Source organism: Roseovarius sp. MBR-79, assembly GCF_053628555.1.
On sequence record NZ_JBRJGP010000014.1, the window covers coordinates 17397 to 38929 of the forward strand.

16 protein-coding genes are annotated in these 21533 nt (G+C 66.0%); 4 read left to right on the forward strand and 12 right to left on the reverse strand.

Features of this window, described 5'->3' with window-relative positions; all coding sequences use genetic code 11:
• The first annotated feature begins 1 nt into the window (after position 1).
• Positions 2 to 1951, forward strand: a complete 1950-nt coding sequence (locus ACSSV8_RS14375) for a peptidoglycan -binding protein (protein WP_354539382.1) — start codon at positions 2 to 4, stop codon at positions 1949 to 1951.
• A gap of 3 nt (positions 1952 to 1954) precedes the next feature.
• Here ACSSV8_RS14375 and ACSSV8_RS14380 read toward each other — a convergent pair whose 3' ends face one another.
• The 3 genes from ACSSV8_RS14380 to gloB all read right to left on the reverse strand — a co-directional run bounded on the left by ACSSV8_RS14380 (position 1955) and on the right by gloB (position 6172).
• A complete protein-coding gene (locus tag ACSSV8_RS14380; RefSeq protein WP_454282905.1) occupies positions 1955 to 2914 on the reverse strand; it encodes a M23 family metallopeptidase in 960 nt (319 codons plus the stop codon).
• Positions 2911 to 5247, reverse strand: coding sequence for an ATP-dependent Clp protease ATP-binding subunit ClpA (gene clpA, locus ACSSV8_RS14385; protein WP_454282906.1), 2337 nt, complete (start codon positions 5245 to 5247; stop codon positions 2911 to 2913). Before clpA ends, ACSSV8_RS14380 begins: the two co-directional genes overlap by 4 nt.
• Positions 5248 to 5404: 157 nt before the next feature.
• Positions 5405 to 6172 carry a hydroxyacylglutathione hydrolase gene (gene gloB, locus ACSSV8_RS14390; RefSeq protein WP_454282907.1) on the reverse strand — a complete coding sequence of 256 codons (768 nt, stop codon included), beginning with the start codon at positions 6170 to 6172 and terminating at the stop codon, positions 5405 to 5407.
• A 64-nt stretch (positions 6173 to 6236) separates the two neighbouring features.
• Here gloB and ACSSV8_RS14395 point away from each other — a divergent pair, with 64 nt between their 5' ends.
• The gene (locus ACSSV8_RS14395; RefSeq protein ID WP_354539378.1) at positions 6237 to 6977 is read left to right on the forward strand and encodes a methyltransferase domain-containing protein; all 741 of its coding nucleotides are present in this window, start codon (positions 6237 to 6239) and stop codon (positions 6975 to 6977) included.
• A 14-nt stretch (positions 6978 to 6991) separates the two neighbouring features.
• Here ACSSV8_RS14395 and ACSSV8_RS14400 read toward each other — a convergent pair whose 3' ends face one another.
• Together ACSSV8_RS14400 and ACSSV8_RS14405 are read right to left on the reverse strand one after the other, a co-directional pair.
• Positions 6992 to 7966 carry an IS110 family transposase gene (locus ACSSV8_RS14400; RefSeq protein ID WP_454282908.1) on the reverse strand — a complete coding sequence of 325 codons (975 nt, stop codon included), beginning with the start codon at positions 7964 to 7966 and terminating at the stop codon, positions 6992 to 6994.
• A gap of 308 nt (positions 7967 to 8274) precedes the next feature.
• The gene (locus tag ACSSV8_RS14405; protein ID WP_454282909.1) at positions 8275 to 9210 is read right to left on the reverse strand and encodes a sulfotransferase domain-containing protein; all 936 of its coding nucleotides are present in this window, start codon (positions 9208 to 9210) and stop codon (positions 8275 to 8277) included.
• A 100-nt stretch (positions 9211 to 9310) separates the two neighbouring features.
• On the opposite strand from ACSSV8_RS14405, the gene ACSSV8_RS14410 reads away from it, so the two are divergent.
• A complete protein-coding gene (locus ACSSV8_RS14410) occupies positions 9311 to 10396 on the forward strand; it encodes a mitochondrial fission ELM1 family protein (protein WP_454282910.1) in 1086 nt (361 codons plus the stop codon).
• Here the strand turns inward: ACSSV8_RS14410 and ACSSV8_RS14415 are convergent.
• The 5 genes from ACSSV8_RS14415 to ACSSV8_RS14435 all read right to left on the reverse strand — a co-directional run bounded on the left by ACSSV8_RS14415 (position 10393) and on the right by ACSSV8_RS14435 (position 15480).
• Positions 10393 to 11343 (reverse strand): hypothetical protein, encoded by a 951-nt coding sequence (locus tag ACSSV8_RS14415; protein ID WP_454282911.1) that lies wholly within the window; start codon positions 11341 to 11343, stop codon positions 10393 to 10395. The two genes, ACSSV8_RS14410 and ACSSV8_RS14415, sit on opposite strands and share 4 nt — an antisense overlap.
• 86 nt (positions 11344 to 11429) lie before the next feature.
• Complete coding sequence (locus ACSSV8_RS14420) at positions 11430 to 12365, reverse strand: hypothetical protein (RefSeq protein WP_454282912.1); 936 nt, start codon at positions 12363 to 12365, stop codon at positions 11430 to 11432.
• Positions 12366 to 12372: 7 nt separating this feature from the next.
• A complete protein-coding gene (locus ACSSV8_RS14425; protein WP_454282913.1) occupies positions 12373 to 13356 on the reverse strand; it encodes a diacylglycerol/lipid kinase family protein in 984 nt (327 codons plus the stop codon).
• On the reverse strand, positions 13353 to 14495 hold the full coding sequence (locus tag ACSSV8_RS14430; RefSeq protein ID WP_454282914.1) for a mitochondrial fission ELM1 family protein: 1143 nt from the start codon (positions 14493 to 14495) through the stop codon (positions 13353 to 13355). The genes ACSSV8_RS14425 and ACSSV8_RS14430 overlap by 4 nt, the downstream gene beginning before the upstream one ends.
• A 7-nt stretch (positions 14496 to 14502) precedes the next feature.
• Complete coding sequence (locus ACSSV8_RS14435; RefSeq protein ID WP_354539371.1) at positions 14503 to 15480, reverse strand: sulfotransferase domain-containing protein; 978 nt, start codon at positions 15478 to 15480, stop codon at positions 14503 to 14505.
• Positions 15481 to 15817: 337 nt separating this feature from the next.
• Between ACSSV8_RS14435 and ACSSV8_RS14440 the strand changes: the two genes are divergently transcribed.
• The gene (locus ACSSV8_RS14440) at positions 15818 to 16774 is read left to right on the forward strand and encodes a hypothetical protein (RefSeq protein WP_354539370.1); all 957 of its coding nucleotides are present in this window, start codon (positions 15818 to 15820) and stop codon (positions 16772 to 16774) included.
• 237 nt (positions 16775 to 17011) lie between these two features.
• Here ACSSV8_RS14440 and prpE read toward each other — a convergent pair whose 3' ends face one another.
• Entirely contained in the window at positions 17012 to 18904 is a 1893-nt protein-coding gene (prpE, locus tag ACSSV8_RS14445; protein ID WP_454282915.1) for a propionate-CoA ligase PrpE, read from the reverse strand.
• 215 nt (positions 18905 to 19119) lie between these two features.
• Positions 19120 to 21456, reverse strand: a complete 2337-nt coding sequence (locus ACSSV8_RS14450) for an NADP-dependent malic enzyme (protein WP_454282916.1) — start codon at positions 21454 to 21456, stop codon at positions 19120 to 19122.
• Positions 21457 to 21533: the final 77 nt, after the last annotated feature.

The window sequence follows — 21533 nt, forward strand, 5'->3', positions numbered from 1 at the left end:
GATGGCGCTCTCGCGGCGCACGGGGGCACGGTTCCAGAGCGCGATCTGGCCGGGTTTCGTCGATGCGATGACTGGCCTTCTCTTGGTGCTGATGTTCGTGCTCACCATTTTCATGGTGGTGCAATTCGTGCTGCGCGAGGAGATCACCGGTCAGGCCTCGCGCCTTGATACGCTCTCGGCCGAGGTGGCGGCGCTGTCGCGCGCACTGGGCCTTGCCGAGGATCGCAACGCCGACCTGTCGGCGCGGGTCGGCACGCTGACCGCCACATTGGGCGACGCGCGCGCGCGGGCCGAGGAACAGGCGGCGCTCATCGCGCAACTGCGCAGCAGAGGCACTGAGCAGGCCGCCGCGCTGGAGGCCGCCGAGGGGCGCATTGCCTCGTTCGAGGAGCAGGTCGCCAGCCTTCTGGCCGAACGCGACCGCGCCCTAGGGCAGGTGGCGGATCTCGAAGGGGAGCGTGCGGCGCTGCGCGACGAGCGGGCCGCGCTCGACCTCGCACTTGCGGGCTTGCGCGATGAGGTGGACGCCCAGACCGAAGCCGCGCGGCTGGCAGCGGCGCGGCGCGAGGCGCTTGAGGCCCTTGTCGCCGATCTGCGTGCGCGCGAGGCCGAAGCGGGCGCGGCGCAGGCTGCGCTTGCCGAGGACGTGGCCACACTTGAAGCGCAACTGAGCGAGGAAGAGGCCGCGCGGCTGACCGAAGCGGCAGCGGCGGAGGCGCTGCGCGCGCGGCTGGAAGGGGCGCAAACGGAACTTACCGCGATGACACTGGTACTGGAAGAGGAGCGCCGCCGCGCCGAGGAGACGCTGACGCTTCTGGCCGCCGCCGAGACCGCGCAGGCGGATCTCGACAGCCAGTTGGCGCAGGCGCTGTTGTCGCTTGAGACGACCGAGGCGGCGCGCGCGGCAGAGACGGCGCGCCTTGAGGCGGCGCTGTCCGAGGCCGAGGCGGCACTCGGGCGGACCGGCGGCACGCTTGACGAGACCCGCGCCGCGCTGGCCGGGGCCGAGGCACGCATCGCGCGGCTGGAGGCGCAACTTGCCGAGGCGTTGGCGGCGCGCGAGGCCGAGGCGCTTGATGCAGCACAGGTGCGCGACCGGCTGGTGGCCGCATTGGCGGCGCGGCGCGCAGCGGAGGCCGAGGCCGAGGCACGGCTGAGTGCCGCAGAGGAGCGCGCGGCGCTTCTCGCGCAGGCGCGCGCGCAGCTTTCGACGCAGGAGGCCGCGACCGAGGCCGCGCAGCGCGAACAGGCATTGCTCAACAGCCAGGTGGCGGCGCTGCGCACGCAGCTTTCGGAGTTGCAGAGCCTGCTTGACGATGCGCGCGACCGCGAGTCCGAGGCGGAGGTGCAGCTGCAATCGCTCGGCAACGAGCTCAACACCGCACTGGCCCGCGTTGCCGCCGAGGAACGCCGCCGCCGTCAGGCCGAGGAGGAGCGCGCCGCGCTCTTGCAGGCCGAGGCCGAACGGCTGGCCGCCGAAAAGGAGGATCTGGAGAAATACCGCTCGGATTTCTTCGGACGGATGCGCGACATTCTCGGGCAGCAACAGGGCGTGCGCATCGTCGGCGACCGCTTCGTGTTCTCGTCCGAGGTGCTGTTTTCCCTTGGGTCGGCGGACCTTTCGGAGGCGGGCGCGCGCGAGATCGCAGGCGTGGCGGACATCCTTCTTGGTGTCATCGGCGAAATCCCCGAAGGCATTGACTGGGTGTTGCAGGTCGATGGCCATACCGATGACCTGCCGCTCGCCCCCGGTGCGCGCTTTGCCGACAACTGGGCGCTGAGCCAGGCGCGGGCGCTTTCGGTGGTGCGGTATCTGGTTGAGTTTCTCGGGTTTCCGCCGGACCGCCTTTCGGCCAATGGCTATGGTGAGTTCCAGCCCGTCAATCCCGCCGACACGCCCGAGGCGCGCGCGCAGAACCGGCGGATCGAGTTGAAGCTGACAACGCGCTGACGCTCAGCGCCTTACCTCTATATCGGCATGGCGCGTGGCGATAAGCACCTCACCGCGCCAAAGCCGGACATAGCCGCGATAGGGTCCCTCGGGCCAACCGTCCGGTGGGGCCTTGCGCCCGAAGGCCCGGAAAAGCTGCGCTTTCGGGTGCTCGAGCGTGATGGCTTTTGCAAAGATCTCGCCCTTGGGCCCGGTTGCCTCGAAGGTGAGTTGGTCTCCGGCCTCTGCATGGAACACGTGGCCGTAGAGCACCAGCGCAGAGCCGGGTCCGACGCTGTCTTGCCGCGCCGCGCCGGACTGAACATCGGCGAAGTCGGGCACGCGCCCGGAGAATCCGGCGGTAAAAAGCCCCGTCTTGTGATAGGGCAGGTCGATCTCCCAGAGCGTCGGGCCGCCCGTGCCGCAGCTCTCACGGTTTTCCGGGTTGAAGGGGTCGACGATCCGGCCCTCGTGCAGAACGCCCAGATGCAGGTGCGGCGCGTTGGTGAGGCCGCTGAGACCGACCTTGCCCAGCACGTCGCCCGTCTCGACCCTGTCGCCCTGCCGCACGGCGATCGAGCCGCGTTTCATGTGGCAATAAAGCGTCTGCCAGCCCTGCCCATGGTCGACGCGCACCGCGTTGCCGCATTCGCGCCCCGCGATCTGCGCGCGGTTCCCGGGGGTGACGGGCGTGTCCTCCATCCCGTCGCGGTTGGCGGCGACCACGCCGGGGGCTGCGGCAAGCACCGCGACACCGTCCTCAAGCGCCGCGAAATCGGGGAGCATGAAGTCGACGCCGCGATGATCGTCGCGGCTCTTGAGGCCGCAGGTATAATCACGCTGGCCGGGACCCGGATCGGCATCGACGTAATCCTCGATCACGCAGCTTCGCCCGTAAACGCAGTCAAGCGGCAGCGACAGGCGCGGCGGTTCGGCGGCGGCCGGGGCCGCCGCCAGCAGAAGCGCGAGCGCCGCCGCCCTCATTCGGCGGTGAGCAGCGGCGGCTTTTTCTTGCCGGTCAGGCGGCGCGTGGCCGGACCCTCGACATCAAGTGCTATCTTGCCGTCGCGCAGGCCCACCTTGACCACACCGCCCTTGGCGAGCTTGCCGAAGAGCAACTCTTCGGCCAGCGGCTTCTTGATGCTTTCCTGAATGACGCGGCCAAGCGGGCGTGCGCCCATCCGGTCATCATAGCCCTTTTCGGCCAGCCAGAGCGCGGCCTCCTCGGTCAACTCGATGGTCACGTCACGGTCAAGCAACTGCGCTTCGAGCTGAAGCACGAATTTCTCGACCACCTTGACGATCACCTCGCGCGGCAGCGCCCCGAAGGAGATCACCGCATCGAGCCGGTTGCGGAACTCGGGCGTGAAGGTGCGCTCGATGGCGGCGGTATCTTCGCCCTCGCGCCGGTCACGGCCAAAGCCGATGGCCGATTTCGCCTGTTCGGCAGCCCCTGCATTCGAGGTCATGATCAGCACGACATTGCGGAAATCGACCTTGCGCCCGTTGTGATCGGTGAGCGTGCCGTGGTCCATCACCTGCAGGAGGATGTTGAACACATCCGGGTGCGCCTTCTCGATCTCGTCGAGCAGCAATACGCAATGCGGGTGCTGATCGACCCCGTCGGTCAGCAAGCCCCCCTGATCGAACCCGACATAGCCCGGCGGCGCGCCGATGAGGCGGGAAACCGCGTGTTTCTCCATGTATTCCGACATATCGAACCGAAGCAGTTCCACGCCGAGGGTTTCGGCAAGCTGCTTGGCCACCTCGGTCTTGCCCACGCCCGTGGGCCCGGCGAAGAGGTAGTTGCCGATGGGCTTTTCCGGCTCGCGCAGACCCGCGCGCGCCAGCTTGATCGCCGAGGACAGCGCCTCGATGGCGGTGTCCTGACCGAAGACCACGCGCTTGAGCGCGCCTTCCAGATCGCGCAGCACCTCGGCGTCGTTCTTGGAGACGTTCTTGGGCGGGATGCGGGCGATCTTGGCGACCACATCCTCGATTTCCTTGACGCCGATCGACTTGCGCCGCTTGGAGGCGGCCACCAGATGCTGCGCCGCGCCCGCCTCGTCGATCACGTCGATGGCCTTGTCGGGCAGCTTGCGGTCGTTGATGTAGCGCGCCGAGAGGTCAACCGCCGTGCGGATCGCGTCATTGGTGTATTTGACCGAATGGTGATCCTCGAAATAGGGCTTGAGGCCGAAGAGGATCTTGATCGCGTCCTCCACCGTCGGCTCGCTCACGTCGATCTTCTGGAAGCGGCGGGCGAGCGCACGGTCCTTCTCGAAATGCTGGCGGAACTCCTTGTAGGTGGTGGAACCCATGCAGCGCAGCTTGCCCCCCTGAAGCGCGGGCTTGAGCAGGTTGGAGGCGTCCATCGCGCCGCCCGAGGTGGCCCCCGCGCCGATCACGGTATGGATCTCGTCGATGAAGAGCACCGCGTCGGGGTGTTTCTCAAGCTCGGTCACGACCGCCTTGAGCCGTTCCTCGAAGTCGCCGCGATAGCGGGTGCCCGCCAGAAGCGCGCCCATGTCGAGCGAATAGATCGTGGTGCGCGAGAGCACGGCAGGCGTGTCTCCCTTGACGATCTTGTGCGCGAGCCCCTCTGCGATGGCGGTCTTGCCCACGCCGGGATCGCCCACCAGAAGCGGGTTGTTCTTGCGCCGACGGCACAGCACCTGGATGCAGCGCTCCACCTCGTGATCCCGCCCGATGAGCGGGTCGATGTCGCCGCGCCGCGCCTTTTCGTTGAGATCGACGCAGTATTTCGCCAGCGCGGAATCGCCCGCCTCGACCGCCTCGGGTTCGAGCTTGGCACCGCTGGCCTCATCCTCCATCTCGGCGGCGCCCGTCACGGGCCGGGATTCGCCATAGGCGGGGTTCTTGGCGACGCCATGGGCAATGAAATTCACTGCGTCATAGCGCGTCATGTCCTGTTCCTGGAGGAAATAGGCCGCGTTCGATTCGCGTTCGGCAAAGATCGCCACCAGCACGTTGGCACCCGTCACCTCGGTGCGCCCCGAGCTTTGCACATGGATCGCCGCACGCTGGATCACCCGCTGGAAAGCGGCCGTCGGCACCGCCTCGGATCCGTCGATGTCGGTGATGAGATTGGCAAGATCCTCGTCGATGAACTCCACCAGCGTGGTGCGAAGATCCTCGGTATCGACGCTGCACGCCTTCATCACGCGGGCGGCGTCGGGCTCGTCCACCAGTGCGAGCAGCAGGTGTTCAAGCGTTGCGAATTCGTGCCGTCGCGCATTGGCAAGCGCGAGCGCGGCGTGGATTGCCTGTTCGAGTGTTGTCGAGAATGAAGGCACGGTCGTGCTCCTTCTGATCTTGGCCGTCAGGCAGTATGCCGGACAACCATGGCCTCATAGTGTTAAAGTTTGGTCGATGACGGCCCGGCTTCAAGGTTTATTTTGTAAATCCGCCTCACATTTCATCAGCCTTTCGGGCGTGTGTCGTAACATTGCATCAGAACCGGTCCTTTCTGCTGCGGATTTCGGCGAAAACGTCGGCGTCGCCCGCCCCGTCCATCCCGAGCCGCGCGCGGATCGCCGGGTCATGGGCGCGCAAAAACGGGTTGGTGGCCAGTTCCTCTTCCAGCCGCGAGGGGACGGTAGGGCGATTTGCGCCGCGCGCCACCTCGATTTCGCGCACCCGCGCGGCAAGGTGCGCGTTGTCCGGGTCGATGGTGACGGCAAAGCGGGCATTGGCGGCGGTGTATTCATGGCCCGAGTAAACCAGCGTCTCGGACGGCAGAGCGGCCAGCTTGGCAAGGCTGCCATGCATCTGCGCCATCGTGCCCTCGAACACCCGCCCGCAGCCGAGCGCCATCAGGCTGTCGGCGGTGAAGATAGCGCCGCTTTGGGGAAAATGAAACGCGACATGACCGACCGTGTGCCCGGAGACGTCGATGACATGGCCGGTCTCGGAGCCGATCCGAACCGTGTCACCCTCGGCCACGGCCCGGTCGAGCGGCGGCAGGCGATGCGCGTCCGCCGCCGCCCCGATGACGCGCGCCGGGGCCTCCGAGAGAAGTGCCGAAAGCCCCTGAACGTGATCGGCGTGGTGATGGGTCAGCAGCACATCCGAAAGTGTCCAGCCCTGCGCGCGCAGCGCGGCAAGGATCGGTGCTGCCTCCGGCACATCGACCGCCGCCGTCGCGCCGGTTGCCGGATCATGGGCCAGATAGGCGTAATTATCCGAAAGGCAGGGAATCGTGACGATCTGCAAGGCCATGCTCTGTTCCCCCGTGTCGTTTCTGCTGTTAGGCTCAGAGTGACGCATCAGGGGCGGCACTTCAATGCATCTCGACGTGCAGGACTTGCGAAACTTCTATTACCGCAACCCACTGGGGCGCGCGGTGCAAAAGACGTTGCGCGCGCAGCTTGCCACGTTCTGGCCCGAGGCGCAGGGGCAGACTGTGGCGGGGTTCGGGTTTGCCGTGCCGTTTCTGCGGCCTTATCTCGCGGATGCGCGCCGCGTGGTTGGTCTCATGCCCGCGCCGCAAGGCGTGATCGGCTGGCCGCAGGGGATGCCCAATGTCTCGGTGCTCTGCGAGGAAACGCTCTGGCCGCTGGAAACCGGCCATGTGGACAAGCTTCTGGTCGTGCACGGGCTGGAGACATCGGAGCGGCCCGGCGATCTGCTGGAGGAATGCTGGCGCGTGCTTGGCCCCGGCGGCTCGGCGCTTTTCGTGGTGCCGAACCGGGCCGGGATCTGGTCGCGCACGGATCGCACGCCGTTCGGATTCGGGCGGCCCTACAGCCAGACGCAACTGGAAAACCAGTTGAAATCGCATAACTTCCTGCCTGAGCGGCACGCCACCGCGCTTTATCAACCGCCCTCGGACCGCCCGTTCTGGCGGCGCACGGCGGGCATGTGGGAGCGGATGGGCATGCGGTTTTCCATGGTGGCCGCGGGCGGGGTGCTGATGGTGGAGGCGACCAAGCGCGTGCAGGCCCCGAGCGGACCGGGTCTGCGCGAAAAGGTCAAGCGGCCCCTTGGCGTGCTGGTCCCGCAGCCCGAGGCCAAGCCGGTCTAGAGTATCCGTCTTGATCAAGCTGTTTTCGGTGTCCATTTGCGGTTTTGCTGGACGAGTGCGTTTGCCAGTTCGATCATCTTTCGCATGAGCGCTGTCAGGGCGACTTTGGCGGGTTTTCCGGCCTCGATCATGCTCTGGTATTTCTGCTTAAGATCCGTGTTGTAGCGGGCGGCGACGAGGGCGGGCATGTAGAGCGCGTCGCGCAGGAATTTACGCCCGCCCTGAATGAATGCTTTGCCCCTCCATTGGCCTGACTGTCGGGTCATCGGCGCGAGGCCCGCGAGGCTGGCGATCTGTTTGCGGCTCAGGGTGCCGATTTCCGGGCACTCGATCAGGATCGTGGCGGCCGTGACCCGCCCCAGCCCCGGTATCGAGCACAGAATGTCGAAGGCGCGGGCGCGTTTCGGGCATTCGCGCAGGAGCTGGAGCAGCGCGGCCTCCAGCTCGGCGAGCTGGCGTTTGATCTGCTCGATCCGGGCTTTGGTCTGGCGTTTTGTCAAGGTCAGGGTCTGGGTCTTCAGGCGGTTCATCAGGCGGGTTCGATCCTTGATCAACGCTGTGCGCGCGACCTGCAACTCCTTGAGGGCAGGTTGGTTTTTGTCCGCGACTGCGTCCGGTTCAAGGTCAAGCGCGGCCCCCATCACGGCCAGAATACGGGCATCGACGGCGTCGGTCTTAGCCCGTGTCCCGCGCGCCTGGGCAAAGCGGCGCGCCTGCAACGGGTTCACCTTTGCAAGCGGCAGAACGCCTGCGAAGCTGCGTTCAATGGCGGCATGATAAGCACCGCGCTCAGGACAAACGATCCCCCGGATCGTTTGTTTCTCCTTCGCGCCCTCATAGACCACCAGATCCGGCATTGCGGCGCCGATCCAGCGCCGCAGCGCGCGCAGGCCGGCCGGGGAGTTCGCGAATTGCCGCGCTTCGTTATTGATCAGACGATGCGCGTCGAGAGTGTCTTTCGAGATGTCGATTCCGATGGTATCTTTCATTGTCCTCGCGTGTCCTATGCTTGTCGTAGAGGGCCTTGCGCCGCTCTGTATCCGTTCAGGCCTCAGGCGAAGACGATGGCTGATCACACTCTAAAACGGTCCTTCACGACCAAGCCTGTGACGATCCAGCCACCGCCAGCGCGCGCCATAAATGGCGTGGCGCGCGCTGGCTCTCTCTTCGCACAAGAGCCGGGATCAGCATAAGACAAGCGTGTCGCGTTCATTCGAATTCACACGATACGCTCTAACTTATTGATTTCGCGTGTTCGAGAAGCTCAAAACCGGTTCCCACTTTTGAGCAACATGCTCTAGCCGCCAGCGCCGTCATAGCCGAAGACTGGATCAAGCCGCCCCTCGACCATCGCATCGACCTGCGCCAGCTCTTCGGGTGTGAAGTAGTCGCGGTAGCCGCCGACCTTGCCGCGCCGCACCTTGAAGCTGTCGGGATTGCTCTCGTCGCCGGGTTTGACGCGCTGGCCGCTGGCGCGCATCCCCTCGTTTTTCGCCTCGCGCTTTTTCATGTTCTCATAGGCGGCATAGTCGCGCGCGGCCTCGATATGCGCAGGATCACCCGGCGTGCCGGTATGGGTCACGGCGGCTTGCAGCGCGGTTGCGGGGTCGGCGCGCATGTCCTCGTAGCGGATCATCAGAAGGTCGTCGCCCATCATCGGCATGGCCCGCGCCCAGCCATTGAAATAATCGACAATGCGCGGGATGCCGCAGTCGGGGTTCGCCACAAAGTCGAAAATCTCCACCTCGGCCCCGTGGGGGGGATAGAAATTCAGTTCCTTCTTGCCGGGCAGCATCCGGTATTTCCATTGGAAATACTGCGATACCGCCACGTCGCGCGGATCGCGCACCAAGAGAACCACCTTCTTGCCCTTGAAATGCGCAAGGCTCTCCCATTCGCGGAGATAGTCGCGCATGTAGTTGTTATGGCTGAACAGCACCTTGGGCGCGGCCGGGTTCAGGCGGTGGAAATTGTCAAACTCCAGCATGTTCTCGGTCGGCAGGGCGAAATGAAGCTGGTAAAAGCGCGAGAGCATGACGCGAAACCAGGTGCGCCCGCTCTTGCCCCAGGACATCAGCACCCAGTCGGTTTCCTGCAATTTGCGGTATTCCTCGCGGCCGCGCAGGCGCCGTTCCAGCCCGAGCTTGCGGGTTTTGGGCAGGAAGAAGAGCGCGCCGAGGATCAGGTGGCGGCTGGCCGTGGCGCGGATTTCCCGGGGTGTGGTGTTGAACATCGTGAGGCGTCTTTCGGGCGGTCGGGGCTTTAAGTCGCGGGGCGATCCGGTGCATAGGAGGCTGGGGCCGGACCGCGCCCCTTTGAACGCAAGCGGCGGGATGATGCAAGCGAAAGTCTGGACATTGCTGGGCCGCAAGGCGGGCGACAACACGCAGGTGGAGACGTTGGCGGCGATGCTCGGCTGGCCGGTCGAGGCCAAGCATATCCGCGCGCGGGCCTGGGAATTGCTGCCGCATCTTGTGTTGGGCGAGACGCTTCTGGGCATCGACCGGGCGGCCTCGTCGGCGTTGGCAACGCCCTGGCCCGATCTGGTGATCAGCGCGGGACGGCGCAACGAGCCGGTGGCGCGCTGGATCAGGGCGCAGGCCGGGGGGCGGGTCAGGTTGGTGCATGTGGGTCGGCCCTGGGCACCACCCGAAACATACGACCTCATCGTCACGACGCCGCAATATTTCCTGCCCGAGGGGGGCAATGTGCTGGTCAATCCGTTGCCCTTGCACGGTCTGAACCGCGAGAGCGTGGCCGGGGATGCGGCACGGCTCGCCCCGCGTCTGGCGCACCTGCCGCGCCCCTGGGTGACGGTGCTGATCGGCGGGGACAGCGGGGCGTTCGTGTTCACGCCCGAGACGGGGCGGCGGCTGGCGGAGGGGGTGGGCCGTCTGGTGGCGGCGACGGGCGGCAGCGTTCTGGTGAGCGACAGCGCGCGCACGCCCGCGCCCGCGCGAGCGGCCTTTCAGGCGGCGCTCGATGTGCCTGCGGCCTGTTATTGGTTCGACGCGAAAGACGCCTGGCCCGAGAACCCCTATCGCGGGTTTCTCGGGCTGGCGGAGCGCTTTGTCGTCACCGGCGAGAGCATGTCGATGCTGGCCGAGGCCGCCGCCATGGCCCGCCCGCTCTATGTCTTCGATCCCGCCGAGCCTGGAGCATGGTGGTGCCGCGCGCATCAGTACGGTGTGAAACCGCTCAGCCACCGGCTTGCGATGCGGCTGGCACCGCTGCGGATGCGGCGTGATGTGGGGCGGATACAGGCGGTGCTTGTGGCCCAAGGCCAGGCGCGCTGGCTGGAGGAGGCCCCCGGCCTGATCGCGGCGGGGGAGGGGTGGTTTTCAGCGGCTGAGGTTGATCCGCTGAGCGGCGCGCGCCGCGCGGCGGCGCGCATCCATGCTCTTTTTGACGCCGCTTAGGCCGCCATCGCCAGATTGCCCGCGCTCAGCGGATGCGCCGGGGCAGGGGGCAGATCGGGGGTCCGTTCGAGGATTTCGAAGGCGTCATGGCGGACGTGGTTCTGCGCCATCTCGCTGCGCAGAAACTCCTCCGAGATCTTGCCCTCGTTCACGCATTCCTTGAGCAGGCCCATGAAGAACCGTTCCTGGTTCTTGTCCGGATGCGCCTTGTAATTGCCCATCAGACCGTATTCACCAAAGAGCTGGCGGCGCAGGCGCAGCACCCATCCGGCGGGGGGGAAGGCGCGGAACCGCTCGGCGGGCCGCCAATCGACCTTGAGACCGGTTTTCCACGGCTGCGTCTTGCGGCGCGTGGTGTGCAGCATCTTGGTCTCGGTGGTGAACTTGTCGAAATCGTTCCACTCTTTCTCGATGAACTCGATCGTCTCGCGCGGTTCCTTGCGCAGGCCGATCCAGTCCTGATAATCGAGCGTGCCCGCGAACATGGCGCGAAACTGCTCCTCCACCTTCCAGTGGGTCAGTTTGGAGCAGTCAAGCAGCATGACCGAAGAGGCGACATTGCCATCAATAAGCCCCTTGGGGCCCGAGCGCATCCGCGCCATGATCGCCTTGCCGTGCATATCGCGGCTGAGCAGATCCCAGATATCCGCGCAGGCGAACACATCAGGGTCGATCACCACCGCGCGCCCCTCGTAGCCCATCAACTCGGGCGGCATCATCCGGGTGGGCGTAAAGGATTGCAGGTCGTCATTGAGCCACACGCGCTTGACCCCGTCGCGCAGGTATTCGCGGCCCTCGTGCTCGGCGAAGAACGGGTAGTCGCGGCTGTCGACGATATGAATGTCGAACTTGTCGTTATGCGACGAATAGCGCCGCAGGGCATGCTCGGCCACGATCGCGCCGACGATCTGCTTGTGGTTGGTCTGGATGAAGACACCGTATTTCATGGGCGAGGTCCGTCCCTTGTCTGTTTTCTGTCGTTGTCGATCTTACATGAAGGCGGCGCGGGGTTCCATGACCGCTGCGTTCACGATCAATGAAACACGCCGCGCCGGTAAAGTTGCCAGAAAAGGCCCCAGATATGGATCAGCGGGCGGCGGCGCACCTTGTCGGGGATCACGACCTCCTGCCCGGAATGGCGCGAGAGCTTCCACGCCAGATAATCCAGGCCCCCCTCGAAGGTGAAGAGCCCCTTGATGAGCCGCGCCATCGAGAGCACCTTGCCCTGCATCCGGCGCAGGCCCCACAGAAGGGGGGCCGCGCGGCGCGCGGTCGGGGCGATTTGCGAGGCGTAGCACAGCGTGCCGCCCGCGTCATGCAGCGCCAGCCGGTCGCCCAGGCGCGGCAAGAGCGCGCGCGTCATCGCGGCGTAGAAATCGCGCCCGTGGCCCGCCAGTTCGGCGGCGCGGGTCTTGCGCTCGGCGCGCAACTCGCTGGCATAGCTGAGCGCGAGCGCGCCCTGCCAGAGCGCCTCGACGGAACCCTCGGGCGGCAGGGCGGGCAGGGCACGGCGCAAAAGCGTTTCGCCAGCGGTGAGAAAGGCCGCGTGGAGGCGCGCCCTGGTCGCGGGGCTGTCCGCCCAGATCACCCGGACCGGCTGTGCGAAGCGCCCCCAGAGGTAGGATTCGAACCGGCCCGGTCCGGTGCCGCGCTCGAATTGGCGCAGGCTGAGCACGGCATATTTGCAGCGCACGGTGGCCTGCCCCAGCGGCGCCTCGAGGTAATAGACATTGGGCGGCAGCATCCGGCCCGCCAGCCGCAGCGCCGCGCGCGGCTCGGCGCGCGGCGTGGGATCGACCAGCACATAAAGATCCACCAGCCCGTCGAGCAGATCGCCGCCGCGCAGGCACGACCCGTAAAGGATCACCGCCTGAAGCCCCGCGCCGAACCGCGCGACCAGAGCGGCATGAAGCACGCCGAGCGCGGGCGTGTCGTCGAGCGTGGGGCCGGGGGCGGCGGGATAGGTCATGCGGGCCTCATCGTGGCGGGCGCAGGAACCGGATCGGACCTTGCGCGCTCACGATAAGCGGATTTTCGCTGGCGCTGGTCACGAAAAGCTCTCCATCAAGGTTCAACTCGCCGTCGAGATGCATCTCGATGCGGTCGCCCCGAAAGCTTTCATAGCCATTCTCGGGCGTGGCGTGGCGACTGGGCCGCCCGCGCAACACCGACAGGATCGTGCGCCCGAACTGCCCCGCGCCGCCCTGAATGGCCGTCAGACCGATGCGCCCGCTTTCCCGCGCCCAGAACGGGCGCATCCCCAGAAAGAGCCGGTCGAGCGTGCTGGCCACGAGGATCAGCATGGGGGCCGCGTCACGTGTGACGGGGCCGCCCGCGCCATGCAGCGCAAGACCCACATGGGTGGGCTGGTAGAACCGCGGATCCTGCCGGATCAACCCCCAGAGCGCGCGGATGAGGATAAGCCCGAGGCTCAATTCCCCGCCCAGACCCCGCGAATGGACATTGTCATGGGCAAAGCGCGTGGCCTGCATGATCGCGCCGGTGCCCAGGAACATGCCGTGGCGCACCGTGCCATCGGCGCCCCCCTCGACCCGCATGATATGGCGGCTGCGGATGTCCGCGCCCACCAGTGGCGCGCCCGCGTCAAGCCAGTCGCAAAGCCGGTCGAGCGCGCGGCGCGGGCCGGAGGCCAGACCGATATCGCCCGCCGTCATGTTGGCGGTGCCCCCCGGCAGCAGCATGATGAGCGGCAGGTCCTCGGCGCGCCACTGCTCCAGCATCAGCCCGAGCGTGGCGGCAATCGTGCCGTCGCCACCGTTGATCACCACCACCTCGGGGGCCTCGGTTCGCAGGGCGGGCATCAGCGCGCGCGCCTCCTCGGGCGAACGGGTGACATGGTGGGTCACCGCGCGGTAGGCGGCAAGGCGGTCGGTGACAGCCTCAAGCCCCTTGCGGTTGTTGCCGCTCACGGCGTTGGACAGGACGCAAACGCGGATCATCGGGCCTCTCGCGGCAAAAGGGCGTCGATGCGCGCCAGGATGCAGGCCATATCGGCATCGGTCTCGGTGGCGGTGGCGGTGTCGGCGCGTGTGGCCGTGCCGTCGTCACCGATCCAGGTGGCAAGGCCCCGGTCGATCAGGGTCTGGTGAAAGCGCGGGAAATGCCGGGTCTGCGGCATGAGCCGCAACCGGAAAAGGGCCCGGGCAAGTGCTATGCGCGCAGCCTCAAGGGCGCTGCCGTGCTGCGGCGGCTGGAAGAGCCGGCTGGCCGCCTGCCTGCGCACGTGATCGAGCCAGCCAAGCCCACCTGTGGGCAGGGGCAGGATTTCCAGCGGTTTGCCAATGCGCGCCACCTCGACCTGCATCGAAATGCTGTCGCCGGTGACGATGAACCGCTCGCCAAGTGCCAGCAACCCTGCATAGGGGTTCTCGCCCTCGGGCGCGTGCCAATCAAAGCTGTGCGCGCCCGCCATCCCCTCGGCCAACGCCGCCACAAACCCCTCGGGCGTGCGGCGCGAGCCGATGATATAGGGCGTGCCGCCCTCGGCCAGCACGGCCGCGATGCGCGCGCGCAGACGCTCGGCTACGCGGGCATCATAGACAAAGGGATTGGTCGGGCCGCCGATGAGAAAGGCCACCAGCGGGCGGGGCAGGGGGCCAAGCCGCGCCTGCCACTCCGCGCGCCCCGTGTCGAGCCGCGCGGGGTCGACGCGCATCAGCGGCAGGCCGATGTTGACGACATTGGGAAAGGGCGCGACCAGGGTCTCGGCGCTGGTGATGATGAGGTCGAAATGGTCCATCATCCCTGAGGGCTTGCCCACCAGAACGATGCGCGCGCGCCCGCCCGATTGCGCCTTGATCCAGAGGGCCGCGTTGGCGGGGCGGCGGCCGCTGGTCAGGATGAGGTCGGGCCAGGGCGGCGCGAGCGCGTCCGAGCGGGCCATGTCGAGATGCGAGAGCGACGCGGCGACGGGCGGCTTGCCCAGCACCCATTGGGGCTGCATTTCGAGATGGCGCAAGTCCGAGGTCCAGCCGCGTTCGCGCAAAAGCGCGTTGGCGATCATCTCCACCTGACCGTTATCGCCGCGCTTGTCGCCAAGCACCCGCCAGATGCGCGGCCCCGTTGCCCCCGCGCTCATGGGCGCCTCACAGCGCCTGCGTCGCGGCCGCGCCGATCCCGAAGAGGGTTTTCAGGCGCGGCGCAAGATCACGCTCGACCAGCGCCTCAAGCTCCGCCACCTGAGCCTCGTCGAAGTAATCGCGGTAGCCGCCCACCTTGGCGCGGCGCACCTTGAAGCTTTCGGGATCATTGGCGTTGCGCAGGGTCAGGCCACCGGAACGGAAAAACCCCTCGCTCTCCATCTTGCGCAGGTTGTCGAAGGAGGCGAATTCGACCGCGTCGGCGATCTCGGCCTCGTCAAAGCTGTCGCCCATCAGCGTCGTGATCTTGCGCAACACGCCGGCCGGATCGGCGCGCAACTCCTCGTAGGAGGTGAGCAGCGTGTGCGGCAGCGCGCCAAGCGCCGCATCCCAGTAATTCAGAAACGCGATGAGCGAAGGCAGGCCGATCTCGCTTTCGCGGACAAACTCCCACATGCCGATATTGCGCCGGTCCACGGGGTTCGAGAGGCCCGCATTGATCAGTTCCTGCTTGTGATCGGACTGCCGCTTGGTGAACTGAAAGAACCATGACACGGCGATGTCGAGCGGATTGCGCGCCAGCAGAACCACCGGTTTCGCGGCCAGATCCCGGTCCTGACGGCCCGGTTGCAAGAGGTCGCCGACCGCGCGTTCATAACTATACCAGCCATTCGTGGCGGCAAAGCCGGGGATCGCGGGGTTGGCATCGGCCAGCGCGGGATAACGGGCGAAATCGCTTTCCGGGATGCCGTGGCGCTGGGCGTAAAGCCGCGTCAGCATGACCTTGAGCCAGGTGTTGCCGCTCTTGGGATGGGCGATGATGATGAGCGAGGAGCGCCGCGCGATATCCACCTCGAGCGCGCCGAGCCGCGCCTTGCGGGCAGAGATGCGCAGGCGGGCAGGCAACACGGCGGTGCTGCCGATGATGGCGGCCTTGCGGATATTGTCGCGGCCGAGATTGCGCAGGGAGGGAATAAGGCTCATGGGATCGGTCCAAAGATGGGGCAGGGATGCACCGGGGCGCGGTCAAGGCCAGCCCTTTGCCGCATCCGGGGCGGGAAGTCCACCCCGGCGGCCCGCGCCCGCCCGCTCAACCGCCGCCCGGGCCGTCACAGTGTTTCGGCGGCGTGAGCGAAACCGGGACGATCCTGCCCGCCCGCCGCCCGCTGCGGTGATGCGCGCGGTTGACCTTGACGGCCCCCCCCGGATATAGCCACCGCGACGCGTGGACAGTCCGATGACTTCGCTTGACAGGTCCGCCACCGCGCACGGGCGGGAGCCACCGGAAAGCGGGTGACGGGATCGAGGATTGGAAAAGACGATGACACAGACCACCCCCCAAGACACCGCCAAAGAGAACGCCAAGGATTACTGCGTTTTCATTCAGGCCAACCACAAGCAGTATATCGGCGCGCTCATCGCCGAATACGCGATCCGGCGGAATTCGAAACACAACGACAAGTTCGATATCCGCATCATGCATTACGATGATTTCCCCGTGTTCAAGGCGCATGAGGGCAAGAAATTCCTGCGCGACGGGGAATGGCGCGAATGGGTCCGCAACGATCTGCAATCCTTTACGCCGACGCGCTTTGCCCCGCCGCAGCTCATGGGGTTCAAGGGCCGCGCCATCGTGATCGACCCCGACGTGTTCGTGATCGCCGATATCTGGGATCTCTTCTCGCGCGACATGCAGGGGGCCGCCGTGATGTGCCGTCCGAAATCGGGGTCCAAGGGCAAGCGCGGGGCGCTCGCCACCTCGGTGATGCTGCTCGACAACGCCAAGCTCACCCACTGGAAATTCGACGAGCAGTTCGCCGCCATGTTCGACGGCTCGCGCGATTACATGCCGTGGATCTCGCTGAAATACGAGGATATCGACACGGTTGCCCTCTTCGAGAACGAGTGGAACGATTTCGACCATCTCGACGAGAACACCAAGGCCATCCACAACACCCAACGCAAGACGCAGCCGTGGAAGACCGGCCTGCCGGTCGATTACCGCGCCGCCGATTCGTTCCGCATCTTCCCGCCGCGCCACTGGTTCCGCCGTGCGCGCCGTGCGCTCTTCGGCGATTACGGTATGGCGGGGCATTACAAGCGTCACCCCGACCCCAAGCAGGAGGCGTTCTTTTTCGGTCTCGTGCGCGAGGCAGTGGAAAAAGGCGTCATCTCGGAGGAGATGCTGCGCGAGGAGATGCGCCAGAACCACGTTCGCCACGATGCGCTCGACCTGATCAAGACGGTCCCGCCGGTCGCCTATCCGGTGACGGCCTGATCCACCGGGTTTCCCTGCGGGCGGGGGGTCGCCCGCAGTCCCCGGTTACTGTTACGAAGCCACCTTTTCCTACAATGGGCACGTCAAAATCGCGGGCATGGATTTGGAGAGGTGGTCGCGAAATTTCGGACCAGTTGTATCGTCGGATGGACGCGGATCCGCGCCACCCGGAGGTGGGGCGCGATCCATCGCGCATCTGCGGTGACGTGATGCCGAGGGCCGTTTCCGGCCCCCGCTTCAGCCTTTTGCCAGCCCGATTCCCCGAAGCGCGTCCTTGATCTCGTCAAGGATTGCCGGGTCGTCGATCGTGGCGGGCATCTTGTAGTCCTGCGCGTCGGCGATCTTGACCATGATCGCGCGCAGGATCTTGCCCGAGCGGGTCTTGGGCAGCCGGTCCACCACCACCGCCAGCTTGAACGCCGCCACCGGGCCGATCTGATCGCGGATCAGTTTGACGCATTCGGCGGTGATTTCGGCATGGGGGCGGTTGACGCCCTTGGTCAGGCAGACAAATCCCACCGGCGTCTGGCCCTTCAATTCATCCGCCGCGCCGATCACGGCACATTCGGCCACGTCCGGGTGGCTGGCCAGAACCTCCTCCATCGCGCCGGTGCTCAGGCGGTGACCGGCCACGTTGATCACGTCATCGGTGCGCGCCATGATCCAGAGATAGCCATCCTCGTCCTTCATGCCCGCATCGCCTGTCTCGTAATAGCCGGGGAAGGTGTTGAGATAGGATTTGCGATAGCGCGCATCGGCATTCCACAGCGTCGGCAGCGTGCCCGGTGGCAAGGGCAGCTTGACCGCAATCGCGCCCAGCGTGCCGGGGGGCACCTCGTGCCCGCCCTCGTCGAGGATGCGCACATCATAGCCGGGCATCGCCACGGTCGGAGAGCCGACCTTGACCGGCAGCGCCTCAAGCCCCACGGGATTGCCCGCGATGGTCCAGCCGGTCTCGGTCTGCCACCAATGGTCATAGACCGGCACGCCCATCTTGTCGGCGGCCCAGTTGATCGTATCCGGGTCTGCCCGCTCGCCCGCGAGATAGAGCGCGCGCAGGTGCGAGATGTCGTATTTCGCCAGTTCCTTTGCCTCGGGATCGTCGCGCTTGATCGCGCGCAGGGCCGTGGGGGCGGTGAAAAAGCTGCGCACCTTGTGCTCGGAGATCACGCGCCAGAACGTGCCCGCATCGGGGGTGCCCACCGGCTTGCCCTCGAACACGATGGTGGTGTTGCCGTGGATGAGCGGCCCGTAGCAGATATAGCTGTGGCCCACGACCCAGCCGACATCGGACGCGGCCCAGAACACCTCGCCCGGATCGACATTGTAGATGTTCTTCATCGTCCAGTTGAGCGCCACCAGGTGCCCCCCGGTGGGGCGCACCACGCCCTTGGGCGCGCCGGTGGTGCCGGAGGTATAGAGGATATAGGCCGGGTGGTTGCCCTCGACCGGGACACATTCGGCGGGCTCGACCCCGTATTGGAAGGCGTGCCAGTCGAAATCGCGGCCCTCGATGAGCTTGGCCACCTCTTCCTCGCGCTGGAAGATCACGCAGAATTCGGGCTTGTGCGCGGCCTGCTCGATGGCCCCGTCCAAGAGCGGCTTGTAATGCACCACGCGGCCCGGTTCGATCCCGCAGGAGGCGGCGATGATGCATTTGGGTGCGCAATCGTCGATCCGGACCGCCAGCTCATGCGCGGCAAAGCCGCCGAACACGACTGAGTGCACCGCGCCGATGCGCGCGCAGGCCAGCATCGCCTCCAGCGCCTCGGGCACCATCGGCATGTAGATGATGACGCGGTCGCCCTTCTCCACGCCCTTCGCACGCAGCGCCCCCGCCAGACGGGCCACGCGACTGCGCAGTTGCGCATAGCTGATCTTGTGCTTGGTGCCGGTCACGGGGCTGTCATGGATGATGGCCGCCTGCGCGCCGCGCCCGGCCTCGACATGGCGATCCACCGCGTTCCAGCAGGTATTCACCAGCCCGTCGGAGAACCATTCATAGAGCGGGGCATTGTCGTCAAAAAGCGCCTTCGAGGGCTTTTGCACCCAGTCGATCTTGTCGGCCTCTTCCATCCAGAAGCCTTCGGGGTCCGCCAGCGACCGCGCATAGATATCCTTGTATCCCATGGTATCCTCCTCCGATCCATTGCATTTCTGTTACGAGGCCACTGCCCTTGCGGCAAGCCTCATGGGCGGGGGCGTGGCAGAAGGCCGCGAAAAATTTGCAGAAATCGGAGAGATGTGGTTGCAAACTTATGCAAACACCCTCTGAATATGCCTTCAGGGCCGGTTCTGAACCAGATTTTGCAAATTCATGCTGCATCACCTGCGAAGCGGCGATTCTATCCGTAATGCGCCACCGGCGTGCCTGCGATGGCCGCCATGTTGAGAAGGCCGCGCGCCGTGATCCCCGGTGTCACCACATGCGCGCGGTTGCCCATGCCCATCAGGATCGGCCCCACCTCGAGCCCGCCGGCCTTCATCTTGAGGATGTTGCGCACGCCCGAGGCCGCGTCGGCATGGCCGAAAACAAGCACGTTGGCCGCGCCCTCCAGCCGGTTGCCGGGCAGCAGCCGCTCGCGCAATTCCGGGTCGAGCGCGGCGTCGATGTTCATTTCGCCTTCATAGGCGAAATCGCGCGGCGCGCGGTCGAGAAGGGCAATTGCGGCGCGCAGCCGCTGCCCGGACCCCTCGGCCTGGTTGCCGAATTGCGATTGCGAGCAGAACGCCACCTTGGGGGTCAGGCCGAAGCGGCGCACATGGCGCGCGGCGCCAATGGCGATTTCGGCAAGGTTTTCGGGCGTGGGGCGTGAATAGACATGGGTATCGGCGATGAACAGCGGCCCGTCCTCGAGGATCATCATGCTGAGCGCGCCATGCGGGTGGTGCGTCTCGTCCTGAAGAAGCTGCGTGACATAATTGAGATGCCAGCGGAATTCCCCGAAGGTGCCGCAAATGAGGCAGTCGGCCTCTCCGCGCTGCACCATCACGGCCCCGATGGCGGTGGTGTTGGTGCGCATGACTGCCCGTGCGATATCGGGCGTCACGCCGCGCCGCGCCATGATCGAATGGTAGGTTTCCCAATAGTCGCGGTAGCGCGGGTCGTTTTCGGGGTTGACGATGGTCAGGTCGCGCTCGGGCCGGATGGTGAGGCCCGCGCGTTCGCATCGCCGCGCGATGACCTCGGGGCGCCCGATCAGGATCGGCTGTTCCGTGGTCTCCTCTAGGATCGCCTGCGCGGCGCGCAACACGCGCTCGTCCTCGCCTTCGGCAAAGACGATGCGGCGCGAGGCGCTGCGCGCGGCCTCGAAGACCGGGCGCATGAGCAGCGCGGATTTGAACTGGCTCGCGTCAAGATCGGCCTTGTATTGGGCAAGGTCCTCGATGGGGCGCGTGGCCACGCCCGTCTCCATGGCCGCGCGCGCCACGGCGGTCGAGACGACGCCGGCAAGGCGCGGATCAAACGGCTTCGGGATCAGGTAATCGGCACCGAATGTCATCTCTTCGCCGCGATAGGCCGCCGCCGCCTCGGCGCTTGTCGTGGCGCGGGCCAGCTCTGCGATACCTTGCACGCAGGCCACCTGCATGGCGTCGTTGATCTCGGTCGCGCCCACGTCGAGCGCCCCCCGGAAGATGAACGGGAAGCACAGCACGTTGTTGACCTGATTGGGAAAATCCGAGCGGCCCGTGGCGATGATCGCGTCGGGCACAGCGGCACGGGCCAGATCTGGCATGATTTCGGGATTGGGATTGGCGAGCGCAAAGACGATGGGCCGCGCGGCCATCTGCGTCACCATCTCGGGCTTCAGGATATCCGGTCCCGAAAGGCCGAGGAAGAGATCCGCGCCGCCGATCACCTCGCCAAGCGTGCGCAGGTCGCTCACCTGTGCAAATGCCGCCTTCTCGGGGTTCATATCCACCTCGCGGCCCTCGTGAACCAGCCCGTGAATGTCGCACAGCCATACATTCCCGCGCTTCACGCCCAGCTTCAGCAGCATGTTGAGGCAGGCGATGCCCGCAGCACCGCCGCCGGTCGAGACCACCTTGATATCCTCGAACCGCTTGCCCGCCACATGCAGCGCATTGACCGCCGCCGCCCCGACAACAATGGCTGTGCCGTGCTGATCGTCGTGGAATACGGGGATGTTCATGCGCGCACGGCAAATCCGTTCAACGATGAAACAATCGGGTGCCTTGATGTCTTCGAGGTTGATCGCGCCAAAGGTCGGCTCCAGCGCGCAGACGATCTCGGCGAGCTTTTCGGGGTCGGGTTCGTTCACCTCGATGTCGAAACAGTCGATATGGGCGAATTTCTTGAAGAGCACGGCCTTGCCCTCCATCACCGGCTTGGAGGCCAGCGCGCCAATGTTTCCAAGACCCAGAACGGCGGTGCCGTTGGTCACCACCGCAACCAGATTGCCGCGCGCGGTGAAACGGCGCGCACTTTGCGGATCGGCCTTGATTTCGAGACAGGCCTCGGCGACGCCGGGGCTGTAGGCGCGCGCAAGGTCGCGCCCGTTCGCCATCGGCTTGGTGGCGCGGATTTCCAGTTTGCCGGGCTTCGGAAACTCGTGGTAATCGAGCGCCGCCTGCCGCAGCGAATCCCCGTGGCTGTCCGTCATGTCCATCCTCCCTGCCGATAACTGGTTTAGCGTTAAACCATCTCCCGGCGTCGTCATAAGCAGCCCCGCGCCGCAATACAAGCGCAGCTTGCACCCTGCCGCGCCGTCCCGCAATCCCGGCGTTGCCTCAAGCG